Consider the following 11478-nt stretch of genomic DNA (forward strand, 5'->3'; position numbering starts at 1 on the left):
GCCGCCCCCGTCGCGCTGCGCGTGGTCGAACCCGCCCCCTCAGAAATCGCCAGCGATGCGCCCGCCGATGATGGCGCATTCGACACCCTCGTCACCACCAGCAGCGATCCCGAGACTGATGCGCTGCGCACCACCAGCGACACGGGCGGATACGCGATGAATCGCGACGGCAACCGCCAGTCGACGCCGCAGCCCGCCGCACCGGCCCCGGCAGCGGCACAGGCTGCAGCGAACGCGCTGCCCGCTTTTCGACCCGCTCGCAGCCGCCGCTCCGCAGGGCACGACGCACACGGGTGATCCCGCCGCCACCGAACATCGCGCGCGTGCCGCCGCAATTGGTGAGGATGTCGGCATCGCCATCGTCCGCCATGCCGATAGCGGTTCGGGCGATGTGCTCGTGATCCGGCTCGACCCCGCCGAACTCGGCAAGATCGAAGTGCGGTTGCGGATGGACGAAGCGCGGCAGCTGAGCGCCGAGGTTACCGCCGATCAGCCCGCGACGCTCGACCTGCTCCGCCGGGACTCCGACAACCTGACCCGCGCGCTCAACGATGCCGGCTTCCGCGCCGACGATCAGAGCCTGCGCTTCGACAGCCGTGGCTTTGGCCAGAGCGACCAGCAGGCTCAGCAGGGCCGCCGCATCGCCAGCCGCGCCTATCTGAACGACGGCGATGCCGCCAACACTCCGTCCACCCCCACCCCCGTCCAGGTCCGCAGCTCGGGCCGGGTCGATCTCGTCGCCTGAAGGAGCCGATCATGGCCGTCGACGCCGCCTCCGCCGCCAATGCCGCGACCAACACCAACTCGACCAACGCGCTGGGCAAGCTCGCCACCGATGCGACGATGTTCCTGCGCCTGCTGACCACGCAGATGCAGAATCAGGACCCGCTCGATCCGATGGACACGGCGGAATATACCCAGCAGCTCGTCCAGTTCTCGCAGGTCGAACAGTCGATCCAGCAGAATGCTTCGCTCAAGTCGATCCTGACCGCGCTGACCTCCGACAACCTGGTCGGGGCGGCATCGGTGGTCGGCAAGGTCGCGAGCTTTGGCAGCGATCAGGCGGGTCTGACCGCGACCAGCCCGGCGCAATGGACCTATGCCACCAGCCGCCCGGCCGAAACCGTGGTCGCGACGATCAAAAACGCGTCGGGTGCGACCGTCCACACCGTCAACCTGACCGGGTCGCAGGGCGATCTGGTGTGGGACGGCACGCTGGCGGATGGCAACCGCGCGCCGGACGGCGCCTACAAGCTCGAGATTTCGGCCAAGGACACGACCGGCGCGAGCGTGCCGGTGTCGATCTCCGCGCGCGGTCTGGTCAAGGAAGTCGCGCAGGACGCGTCGGGCATGACGTTCCAGGTCAACGGGGTCTTCTACAACTCCGCCACGCTGATCCGCCTGACGCAGTGAAGCGTCAGGCCCCGCGGTCCTCCAGCATCTTGATGATGCCGGAGAAGTCCATGCCCGCATGGCCTTCATCCGCGAACTTGCCGTAAAGCTCCGCAGCGCGTGCGCCCATCGGCGTGTCGGCGTGGACCGTTTCGGCGGCCTCCATCGCCAGTTTCAGATCCTTGAGCATCAGCCCGACAGCGAAGCCGCCCTGATAGTCGTTATCGGCGGGCGATTTCGGGCCGACACCGGGCAAGGGCGCATAGCTGGTCATCGACCAGCTCTGTCCCGACGAGACCGAGCTGATGTCGTAGAAGGTCTGCGGGTCGAGCCCGAGCTTGCGCGCGAGCAGGAACGCTTCGCAGGTCGCGACCATCGTCGCGCCGAGCAACATGTTGTTGCAGATCTTTGCCACCTGCCCCGCGCCATTGCCGCCGGCATGAATGACCGCCTTGCCCATGTCGGAAAGGAACAGCTCGGCGCGTTCGAACGCGGCATCGCTGCCGCCGACCATGAAGGTCAGCGTGCCGCCCGCCGCCGCCGCGATCCCGCCGGAGACGGGCGCATCGACCGCCATCAACCCCTTGGTCGCCGCCGCATCGGCGACGCGGCGCGCGGTATCGACGTCGATGGTCGAACAATCGATAAGGATTGCCCCGGTATCGGCCGCGTCGAACACGCTGTCGGCATAGACCTGTTCGACATGCTTGCCGGCGGGGAGCATGGTGATGACCGCCTCTGCCCCCTGCGCTGCCTCGGCCGCGCTGGCGACGGGCAGGCATCCGGCGGCCTTGGCACGGGCGAGCGCCTCTTCGCTGAGGTCATAGGCGCGCACGTCATGCCCCGCCTTCGCCAGGTTCGCGGCCATCCCGCCGCCCATATTGCCGAGACCGATAAATCCTACGCGGGCCATTTCTCATCCTCTCAAACCTTCTCCGGAGGGAGAAGGATACCGCACCTTGGCGCTTCAGCGCCTAGCGGAGGTTGGATGAGGGGATCGCGCCATCGAAAGGGCGATCCCCTCACCCAGCTACGACTAGGCAGCAAGCTGCCAAGTCTTCGCAACCCTCTCCCGACGGGAGAGGGGGTTTCACTCATTTCCCCGTCCAGTTCCCCGGACGCTTCTCGACGAATGCCGCCATGCCTTCCTTCTGGTCCTGCGACCCGAACAGACCGTGGAACAGGCGGCGTTCGAACTGGACACCCTGGGCCAGACCCGTTTCGAACGCGGCGTTGACCATTTCCTTGTTCGCCAGCACCGCGAGAGGGGCCATCGACGCGATCGTCGCGGCGGTCTTGAGCGCTTCGTCGAGCAGTTCGGCTGCGGGGACGATGCGGCTGACAAGGCCGGCGCGCTCCGCCTCTTCCGCGCCCATCATGCGGCCAGTCAGGCATAGTTCCATCGCCTTGGCCTTGCCCACCGCGCGGGTCAGGCGCTGCGATCCGCCCATGCCCGGCGCGACCGCGAGTTTGATCTCGGGCTGGCCGAACTTGGCGGTGTCTGCGGCGAGGATGAAGTCGCACATCATCGCCAACTCGCATCCGCCGCCGAGCGCAAAGCCGGAGACGGCGGCGATGATCGGCTTGCGCGTGCGGGTGAACTGATCCCAGCCGGCGAAGAAATCATGGCCGTACATGTCGGCAAAGCCTTGGCTCTGCATCTCCTTGATGTCGGCGCCCGCCGCGAACGCCTTTTCGCTGCCGGTGAGGACGGCGCAGCCCTGTGACGGGTCGGCGTCGAATGCGGCCATGGCGTCAAGCAGTTCGGACAGGACTTCGCTGTTGAGCGCGTTGAGCGCCTGCGGGCGGTTGAGCGTCACCAGCGTGACGGCGCCACGCTGTTCGACGAGGATGGTGTTGTAGTCGGTCATTTTTCTACCTTTCTCCCCTCCCGCTAGCGGGAGGGGTCGGGGGAGGGCCTGTAACTCAATCGATGTAGGGGAGGACAGGCCCTCCCCAGCCCCTCCCGCAAGCGGGAGGGGAGTTAAGCCGGGCTCCACGCCTCAGCCTCGGGCAGCGGGGCGAAGATCTGGTCGATCAGGTGGTCGCTGACCCCGTCCGGCGTAACGGGGTCCCAGCGCGGGTGGTTGTCCTTGTCGATGATCAGCGCGCGGACGCCTTCGATGAAGTCGTGGCGCTGCACCACGCGGGTGGCGACCGCGAACTCCTGTCGCATCTCGTCCTCGAAGGTCGGCATGGACGCGCCGTCGAGCAGCAGCTTGAGGCTGACCTTCATCGACTGCGGCGATTTGCCCGCGATGGTGGCGCGTTGCTGCATCGCCCAGTCGCCCGGATCGGCCTCCAACGCGGCAATGATGTCTTCCAGCCGGTCGCTGGCGAACAGGCGGTCGATGGCCGCGCGGTGGGTCAGGATGGCGGCGTCGGGCGTGGGCGTTGCGAGATCGGCCAGCACCGTTTCGATCACCTGCGGATCGGCGAGGATGCGCGCCTTGGCGTCGTCGAGCCGCTCGGCCGCGAGATAGTGGGTGGCGAGGCCCAGCGCGATGCACTCCGCGCCGTCGAGCCGGTGGCCGGTGACCGCGAGATACTGGCCGACGCGACCCGGCAGACGCGAGAGGTACCAGCCGCCGCCGACATCGGGGAACAGGCCGATGCCGGTTTCGGGCATCGCGAACTTGGTGTTTTCGGTGGCGACGCGGAACCGCGCGGGCTGGCTCAGGCCGACGCCGCCGCCCATCGTGATCCCGTCCATGAACGCGACGATCGGCTTCACGAAGGTGAACAGCGCGTGGTTCATCTGATACTCGACGCGGAAGAAGTCTCGCGCCGCCGCACCATCGTCCGCGCCGCTGGTGGCGAGCATGCGGATGTCCCCGCCCGCGCAGAAGCCGCGACCTTCGACATGGTCGATCATTACCGCTTCGATTGCGGTATCCTCGCGCCACGCTGCCAGCGCATCGAGGATCGCGGCGCACATGCCGGTGTTGAGCGCATGGATCGCCTTGGGCCGGTTGAGCCGGATGCGGCCGACCTTGCCCTCGACGGAAATCAGGACATCTTCGGTCACTGGCGGGTCAACTCCCGCCCGACGATCATGCGCATCACCTGATTGGTCCCTTCCAGGATCGAATGGACGCGCAGGTCGCGCCAGAAGCGTTCGATCGGATAGTCCATCAGATAGCCATAGCCGCCATGCAGCTGCAGCGCGCGGTCGACCACAGCCGACCCGGTGTCGGTGGCAAAGCGCTTTGCCATCGCCGCGAACTTGGTCTTGTCGGGGGCGTTGGCGGTGACCTTGGCGGCGGCGAGGTAGAGCAACGCGCGCGCCGCCTCAAGCTCGGTCGCCATGTCGGCGAGCATGAACTGGGTGTTCTGGAACTCGGCCACGGCGGTGCCGAACTGCTTGCGGTCTTTTGTATAGACAATTGCTTCGTCCAGGCAGCGCTGCGCCCCGCCGAGCGAGCAGGCGCCGATGTTGAGGCGGCCGCCGTCCAAGCCCATCATCGCGATGCGGAAGCCCTCGCCCTCCGCGCCGATCATGTTTTCGACCGGCACGCGGACATTGTCGAACATCACCTGCCGCGTCGGCTGCGCATGCCAGCCAAGCTTGCGCTCATTCGCGCCGAAGCTGACGCCCGGCATGTCCTTTTCGATGGCGAGGCAGGAAATGCCCTTCGGGCCATCGACGCCGGTGCGGACCATCGTGACATAGAGCTCATTCTCGCCCGCGCCGGAGATGAACTGCTTCGACCCGTTGACGATGAAATGATCGCCGTCGCGCTTTGCGGTGGTCTTGAGCGCTGCGGCGTCGGAGCCGGAGGACGGTTCGGTCAGGCAATAGCTTGCCAGCCAGTCGGCGGTGACGAGCTGCGGGAGATATTTGTCCTTCACCGTCTGCGACCCGAAGCGGTCGATCATCCACGCGGCCATGTTATGGATCGAGATGAACGCGCTGGTCGCGGGGCAGCCATAGGCCATCGCCTCCATGATCAGCGCCGCTTCGAGCCGACCCAGGCCGATCCCGCCGCTCTCCTCGCTGACGTAGATCGCGCCGAAGCCGAGTTCGGCGGCGGCCTTCACCGTTTTGCGCGGGAAGATGTGTTTCTCGTCCCATTCCGCCGCATGCGGGGTGATCGCGTCAGCGGTAAAGCGCTGCGCCATCTCCTGAATCGCGCGCTGGTCTTCGGTCAGGTCGAATTGCTGGTCGGTCATATCGGGTCCGTTTTCTCAAACAAATTCAGGGCGCAGGGGTTTCGCCAAGCACCCGCCGCGCAAACAGCGGGTTGGCGATGCGCAGATCGTTGCGGTCGTACCAGCGCGACGCGGGCAGGCCCTTTTCCCAGGCCAGCGCCTCGATCAGCGTGCCTTGGGCATGGGGCGTGTCGGGGGCGGCGTCGCGGAGCGGGTCGGCATAGGCCTGGTCGGCGGTGACGATGGTCCAGCCCCTGGCCTTCAGCGCCTTGACCAGATCGCCGATGAACAGGGCGGCGATGTCGGTTTCGTGGAGCAGCATCACATGCGCGGGTGAGCGGCCCAGCGTTTTGACCGCGAGCGCGTCGTAGAACTCCGCCGCCTCGACATGGCTTTCGACATAGAGGTCGCGCAGCGCCTTCATGTCGATCTTCTTGCCCGCCTGCTTTGCCGCGATGGTCAGGCTTTCGATGTTCCAGTCTGACGATTCGGCGGTGACATAGCCGTTGATCAGCCCGCGCGCTTTCAGCCCCGCGCGGATCGCGTCGCGCTTGACCTTGTCCTTGCCGCCCTCGTCGAGGAACGGGAAGCGGAACCAGGGGCGGTAACCGGGACGCGCTTTCAGCCACGCTTCCGCACGGTCGAGGTCGGCGAGATAGACGGTGGCGTCGGTATTGCCGAGCTTTGGGTGCGACCAGCTATGGTTGGCGAGGACATGGCCCGCCTTCACATACCGGTCCAGATTGGCGACGCCGTCGCCATGACCGGGCTGGCCGATATTGCCCGGGTTCACGAAGAACACCGCCTGTTTGACGCCAGCCCGCTTGAGCGCGGCCGTCAGCTTCTTCGCGCGCGCGTCGGGATCGAGGAACGCCCCCGCCCCGCGCGGCGCATCATCGAAACTGAGCGCGATCCGCTTCTGCGCGGCGGCGGGGAGCGCGAGCAGCAGGCAGGCGAGCAGGGCGCCGACGATCCTCACTGGACGGTTGCTCCCTGCATCACCCGCTCTTCGAACAGCCGGTCGGCGGTCGGGCCGTCGGTGCGGTCGTACCAGCGCGATCCTTCCAGCCCGTTTTCCCAGGCGAGCATCTGGATGCGGGTACCGTTGGCGAAATCGACCTGTGGCGTGCGGCGGGCGATCGGGTCTTCGAACGCCTCGTCCGCGGTGACGATGGTCCAGCCCGCCTTGCGCAGCCCGGCGACCATGTCGGGCAGGAACAGCGCGGCGAGATCGGTTTCGTGGAGCAGCAGTATCTGTGCCGGGTGGCGGCCGGTGGCGCGGAGCGCGAGAGCATCGGCAAACTCGGCCGCGCCGACATGGGTTTCGACATAGAGGTCGCGCAGCCGCGCCAGGTCGATCGTGCGTCCTGCCCGCTTCGCCTCGATCGTCAGCCGCTCCATATTCCAGTCATAGCCGTCAGCGGTGACATAGCCGTTGGTGAGGCCACGTGCGGTGAGGCCATCGCGCACCGCCTGCGCCTTTGCCGCGTCGCTCCCGCCCTCGTCCAGAAACGGGAAGCGGAACCAGGGGCGATAGGTCGGGCGGCCGCGCAGCCAGTCCTGCGACTTGTCGATATCGGCGAGGTAAAACGCCGCGCTGACCCGCGACAGGCCGGGGTGGCTGCACGTATGGTCGGCGATGACGTGGCCGGCGGTTTCATAGGCGCGAACCAAGGCACCGTCGCGGTCGCTCTGGATCCGGCACGGATTGATGAAGAACGCCGCCTGCCGCACCCCCGCCGCCTGGAGCGCGGCGATCAGCTTCGGCCCGCGTTCCTCGAGCGTCAGAAACGCGCCGGCCCCGCGCGGGGTGTCGTCAAATGTGATGGCGATGCGCTTGTCCACGTGCTCAGGCTCGCTCGCGGTCAGCGCCAGCGGCGCGGCCCAGGCGATGCAGGTCAGCGCCGCGACCGCCACCACGATTCGAAACAGCCAGACCATCGCGCATCCCCTGCACACCGCAGGAGATGGTTAGCACGGGTTTAAGCGATTCTCGAACGCGGCGGCGCATCCGCGTCATCCCATGGTGGGAATAACGAAAGCGTTCGCGGCGTCCCCCACCCCGCCATCGGGCCAGCGCTGGGTGATCGTCTTCACCTTGGTGAAGAACTTGACCCCCTCCATGCCGTGCTGGTTGGTGTCGCCGAACGCGCTGCGCTTCCACCCGCCGAAGGTGTGGTAGGCGACCGGCACCGGGATCGGCACGTTGATGCCGACCATGCCGACATTGACGCGCGCGGCGAATTCGCGCGCGGCGTGGCCGTTGCGGGTGAAGATCGCGACGCCATTGCCATATTGGTGATCGCTCGGCAGGCGGAGCGCCTCCTCGAAACTGTCGGCGCGCACCATCTGAAGGACCGGCCCGAAAATCTCTTCCTGATAGCTGCGCATCTGCGGCGTCACGCGGTCGAACAGGGTCGGGCCGACGAAGAAGCCCTGCTCATGCCCCTGCAGCGCGAAGCCGCGCCCGTCGACGACCAGTTCCGCGCCCTCATCGACGCCCATCTGGATATAGCTCTCGATCTTCGCCTTGTGCGCGGCGGTGACGACCGGGCCGTAATGCGCCTCGGCATCGGTCGACACGCCGACGCGCAGGCCACGGATCGCCGGCAGCAGCTTTTCGCGCAGCGCGATCGCGGTTTTTTCGCCCACCGGCACCACCACCGGGAGCGCCATGCAGCGCTCACCCGCCGAGCCGAACGCGGCGCCGGCGAGGTCGTTGACGACCTGATCGAGGTCGGCGTCGGGCATGACGATGCCGTGGTTCTTCGCGCCGCCCATCGCCTGGACGCGCTTCCCCGCCTCGACCCCGCGGCGATAGACATAATGCGCGATGTCGGACGAGCCGACGAAGCTCACCGCCTTGATCTCCGGATGGTCGAGGATCGCGTCGACCATTTCCTTGTCGCCCTGAACGACCTGGAGAATGCCGTCGGGCAGACCGGCTTCCTGCATCAGTTCGGCGAGGCGCACCGGGACGCTGGGGTCGCGCTCGCTGGGCTTGAGGATGAAAGCATTGCCGCAGGCGATGGCGACGCCGAACATCCACATCGGGATCATCGCCGGGAAGTTGAACGGGGTGATGCCCGCGACCACGCCAAGCGGCTGGCGCATCGAATAGACGTCGATACCGGGGCCGGCGCCCTGGGTATATTCACCCTTCAGCACATGCGGGATGCCGCAGGCGAATTCGATCACTTCAAGGCCGCGCTGAATATCGCCCTTAGAATCCGCGATCACCTTGCCATGCTCGGAGCTGAGCAGCTGCGCCAGCTCGTCCATGTTCTTCTCGACCAGCGCCTTGAACCCGAACATCACGCGCGCGCGGCGTTGCGGGTTGGTCGCGGCCCAGCCGATTTGCGCCGCCAGCGCCTTCTGCATCGCGGTTTCCAGGTCTGCTGGGCTGCCCAGCGTCACCTGCGCCTGTACCGCGCCGCTATTCGGGTCGAACACGTCCGACCGCCGCGTGCCGGTGCCGACGGTCGCCGCGCCGCCGATGAAATGGGTGATCTCGCGCATGGGGCCTCTCCTATTTGTGGAGCGTGATGCACCTGCCGGGCGATGGGCGGCAACCCATCGACATGCAGGGCATAGCTGCATATTTGCAGGTAATGGACTGGAGCGACCTTCCGATCTTCCTCGCCATCGCCCGCACCGGCCAGCTGGCCAAGGCGGCGCAGAGCCTGTCGATCGATGCGACCACGGCCGGCCGTCGCCTCCGTCGCCTGGAACAGGCGGTCGGCGAACGCTTGTTCGAGCAGGGACCGGACGGTCAGGCGCTGACCCCGGCGGGCGAGCGGCTGTTGACCCATGCGCGCGCGATGGAACGCGCCGCCGCCGCGATCGGCGCGCGCGAGGCAGGGGGTCCGGTACGCGGCACGGTGCGGGTCAGCGTGTCGGAAGGGTTCGGCAGCTGGTTCGTCGGCCGCCATCTCGCCACCCTCGCCGATGCGCATCCCGGCCTGTCGATCGATCTGGTCGCGAGCAGCGGGTTCCTCAATCCGACGCGGCGCGAGACCGATGTCGCGGTGCTGCTCGCCCGACCTCGGCGGGGGCCGCTGTTGACCCGCAAGCTCGCCGATTACGGCCTCCGCCTCTACGCGTCGCGCAGCTACGTCGCCGCGCAGGGCACGCCGACCGCCGCCGAACAGCTCCGCACACACCGGCTGATCGGCTATGTCCCCGACATCCTGTATGCGCCGGAACTGCGCTATCTCGACGAAATTCCGGGGGCTCCGGCACCGCAATTGCGCTCGTCGAGCATCAATGCCCAGCATCGCATGACGGCAGCCGGTGGGGGAATCGCGGTGCTGCCCTGCTTCATCGGCGATAGCGATCCGGAGCTTCTCCGGGTCCTGCCCGACATTGCGATCCGGCGCAGCTTCTGGCTGGTGACGCATGAGGAGACGCGTCACTTCGCCCCGGTCGCGGCCTTTACCGACTGGCTCGGCGCATTGGTCGCGGCGCATCGCGCGGAGCTTGCCGGCTAGTCGAAAAGACGCAGAAAACCGCCATTTGTCACGAAACCGTCACGCCCGGCTAACATGGCATTTACCAACGCGCCGCTATCACAGGGCCATGTTCGCGCCAGCCGATACCGCCCCCGCCCCTGTGTCGACGATGCGCGACTGGCTGTCGACGATCGAACGCAACCCGCCGTTCCTGCGCGAGCACGATACGCTGTTCACCGCGACCGAGATGTTCCAGGCCAATATGGAATTGCGCCTGCTGCCCGTCGTCGACGCCAATCATCGGGCGATCGGCGCGCTGTTCGAAAAGGATGTGCGGCGGCTGCTGCTCAATCCGTTCGGCCACGCGCTGATGCGTAACCCGGCCTATGGCAGCGCGATCGCGGCGCATATCCGCCCCTGTCCCGAAGCCGAGGTCGATCAGGATATCGGCGCGGTGCTCGACGCCTATCGCGCCGCCAGCGGGCAGGAAGGAATGATCTTCACCCATCGCGGGCGGCTGTTCGCGGTGGTTGCCAACCGCCGCATCGTCAGCCTGGCAGTCGAGCGCGAGCTGACGCATGCGCGCTGTCAGTTGCGGCGATCGGCGCGGATCGAGGCGGCGTCGAGCCGCTTTGAAGGCCAAATCGGCTCGCTCGCACGGACGCTGGCCACGCTGTCGCACCAGATCGGCGACAATGCCAATGCCACCGCGTCCCGCGCCACCGATACCGGGGATCGCGCCGCCGCGGTCGCCTCCGCTGCGGCACAGACCAGCCTGAGCATGAACGAAATCGCCAATCGCGGACGGATGCTGGCGGACGCCTTTGCCGCGATCAACGCCGACACCACCCGCGCCAAGGCCGCCGCCGAAAACGCGGTCGGACTGGTCGGCGAAGGCGGCGCGCGGATGCGGCAGCTGATCCGGTCGGCCGAGTCGATCGACGCGGTCATCGCGTTGATCGGCGACATTGCGGCGCAGGTGAATCTGCTCGCGCTCAACGCCACGATCGAGGCCGCCCGCGCCGGTGAAGCCGGGCGTGGCTTCACCGTGGTCGCGAACGAAGTGAAGGCGCTGGCCAGCCAAGCCGGCCATGCCGCTGGCCGGATCACCGCGCATGTCGCCGAGCTGTGCACCGGCATCGCCCAAGTGGCCGACGGGCATGGCGAGGTCGAGCGCGCCATCGCGGCGATGGCGCGGCTGTGCGACACGGTCGAGGATGCGGTGGCAACCCAGCGCGATACGACCCGACTGATCGCGATGACGGTGGACGAAACGGTCAACGCCGGTGCGATGATCGCCGACGATGTCGATGCGATCGGAAGCACGGCGGGATCGGCCACGCACAGCGCACAGGAGATGAGCGGCCTCGCCCAACGGCTGCAGGCCGAGGCGGGTGCACTGGATGTCGCCGTGCAGGGGTTTCTGGCGGATCTGCGCGCGGCCTGACCTCCCCTCCCGGAACCGGAGAGGTTGGGGGAGGGG

Annotated in this window: 12 protein-coding genes; 5 read left to right on the forward strand and 7 right to left on the reverse strand. The window is 67.2% G+C overall.

Annotation, left to right across the window (positions count from 1 at the left end; genetic code table 11):
• From AX681_RS22725 to AX681_RS21155, 3 genes are all read left to right on the forward strand, one after another.
• Window positions 1-297, forward strand: a 297-nt coding sequence (locus tag AX681_RS22725; protein WP_197424337.1) for a hypothetical protein, incomplete at its 5' end; no start/stop codon positions are given.
• A gap of 94 nt (window positions 298-391) precedes the next feature.
• The gene (locus tag AX681_RS22730; RefSeq protein WP_066657395.1) at window positions 392-745 is read left to right on the forward strand and encodes a flagellar hook-length control protein FliK; all 354 of its coding nucleotides are present in this window, start codon (window positions 392-394) and stop codon (window positions 743-745) included.
• A gap of 11 nt (window positions 746-756) precedes the next feature.
• On the forward strand, window positions 757-1413 hold the full coding sequence (locus AX681_RS21155) for a flagellar hook assembly protein FlgD (RefSeq protein ID WP_231733668.1): 657 nt from the start codon (window positions 757-759) through the stop codon (window positions 1411-1413).
• Between the two features lie 4 nt (window positions 1414-1417).
• Here AX681_RS21155 and mmsB read toward each other — a convergent pair whose 3' ends face one another.
• From mmsB to AX681_RS21190, 7 genes are all read right to left on the reverse strand, one after another.
• Window positions 1418-2305 carry a 3-hydroxyisobutyrate dehydrogenase gene (gene mmsB, locus AX681_RS21160; RefSeq protein ID WP_066657390.1) on the reverse strand — a complete coding sequence of 296 codons (888 nt, stop codon included), beginning with the start codon at window positions 2303-2305 and terminating at the stop codon, window positions 1418-1420.
• Window positions 2306-2486: 181 nt separating this feature from the next.
• Window positions 2487-3263: an enoyl-CoA hydratase gene (locus AX681_RS21165; RefSeq protein ID WP_066657387.1), complete on the reverse strand. Its 777-nt coding sequence runs from the start codon at window positions 3261-3263 to the stop codon at window positions 2487-2489.
• Window positions 3264-3376: 113 nt separating this feature from the next.
• Window positions 3377-4420 (reverse strand): enoyl-CoA hydratase/isomerase family protein, encoded by a 1044-nt coding sequence (locus AX681_RS21170; RefSeq protein ID WP_066657382.1) that lies wholly within the window; start codon window positions 4418-4420, stop codon window positions 3377-3379.
• Window positions 4417-5565 carry an acyl-CoA dehydrogenase family protein gene (locus tag AX681_RS21175; protein ID WP_066657380.1) on the reverse strand — a complete coding sequence of 383 codons (1149 nt, stop codon included), beginning with the start codon at window positions 5563-5565 and terminating at the stop codon, window positions 4417-4419. The genes AX681_RS21170 and AX681_RS21175 overlap by 4 nt, the downstream gene beginning before the upstream one ends.
• A 25-nt stretch (window positions 5566-5590) precedes the next feature.
• The gene (locus tag AX681_RS21180) at window positions 5591-6523 is read right to left on the reverse strand and encodes a polysaccharide deacetylase family protein (protein ID WP_066657378.1); all 933 of its coding nucleotides are present in this window, start codon (window positions 6521-6523) and stop codon (window positions 5591-5593) included.
• Entirely contained in the window at window positions 6520-7485 is a 966-nt protein-coding gene (locus tag AX681_RS21185; protein WP_082737846.1) for a polysaccharide deacetylase family protein, read from the reverse strand. Before AX681_RS21185 ends, AX681_RS21180 begins: the two co-directional genes overlap by 4 nt.
• A 75-nt stretch (window positions 7486-7560) precedes the next feature.
• The gene (locus AX681_RS21190; protein WP_066657376.1) at window positions 7561-9063 is read right to left on the reverse strand and encodes a CoA-acylating methylmalonate-semialdehyde dehydrogenase; all 1503 of its coding nucleotides are present in this window, start codon (window positions 9061-9063) and stop codon (window positions 7561-7563) included.
• Between the two features lie 62 nt (window positions 9064-9125).
• Between AX681_RS21190 and AX681_RS21195 the strand changes: the two genes are divergently transcribed.
• On the forward strand, window positions 9126-10034 hold the full coding sequence (locus AX681_RS21195; protein WP_066657472.1) for a LysR family transcriptional regulator: 909 nt from the start codon (window positions 9126-9128) through the stop codon (window positions 10032-10034).
• Window positions 10035-10122: 88 nt separating this feature from the next.
• Window positions 10123-11442, forward strand: coding sequence for a methyl-accepting chemotaxis protein (locus tag AX681_RS21200; protein WP_066657374.1), 1320 nt, complete (start codon window positions 10123-10125; stop codon window positions 11440-11442).
• Window positions 11443-11478 lie beyond the last annotated feature (36 nt).

It is taken from the genome of Sphingomonas sp. CCH9-E2, assembly GCF_001557215.1.
GTDB lineage: Bacteria > Pseudomonadota > Alphaproteobacteria > Sphingomonadales > Sphingomonadaceae > Sphingomonas.

Excerpts from the sequence above, each read along its gene's own strand:
- AX681_RS21175 (WP_066657380.1), bottom strand. The coding sequence starts at position 5,565 with ATGACCGACCAGCAATTCGACCTGACCGAAGACCAGCGCGCGATTCAG.
- AX681_RS21155 (WP_231733668.1), top strand. The coding sequence starts at position 757 with ATGGCCGTCGACGCCGCCTCCGCCGCCAATGCCGCGACCAACACCAAC.
- AX681_RS21185 (WP_082737846.1), bottom strand. The coding sequence starts at position 7,485 with ATGGTCTGGCTGTTTCGAATCGTGGTGGCGGTCGCGGCGCTGACCTGC.
- AX681_RS21195 (WP_066657472.1), top strand. The coding sequence starts at position 9,126 with ATGCAGGGCATAGCTGCATATTTGCAGGTAATGGACTGGAGCGACCTT.
- AX681_RS21200 (WP_066657374.1), top strand. The coding sequence starts at position 10,123 with ATGTTCGCGCCAGCCGATACCGCCCCCGCCCCTGTGTCGACGATGCGC.
- AX681_RS21165 (WP_066657387.1), bottom strand. The coding sequence starts at position 3,263 with ATGACCGACTACAACACCATCCTCGTCGAACAGCGTGGCGCCGTCACG.
- mmsB (WP_066657390.1), bottom strand. The coding sequence starts at position 2,305 with ATGGCCCGCGTAGGATTTATCGGTCTCGGCAATATGGGCGGCGGGATG.
- AX681_RS21190 (WP_066657376.1), bottom strand. The coding sequence starts at position 9,063 with ATGCGCGAGATCACCCATTTCATCGGCGGCGCGGCGACCGTCGGCACC.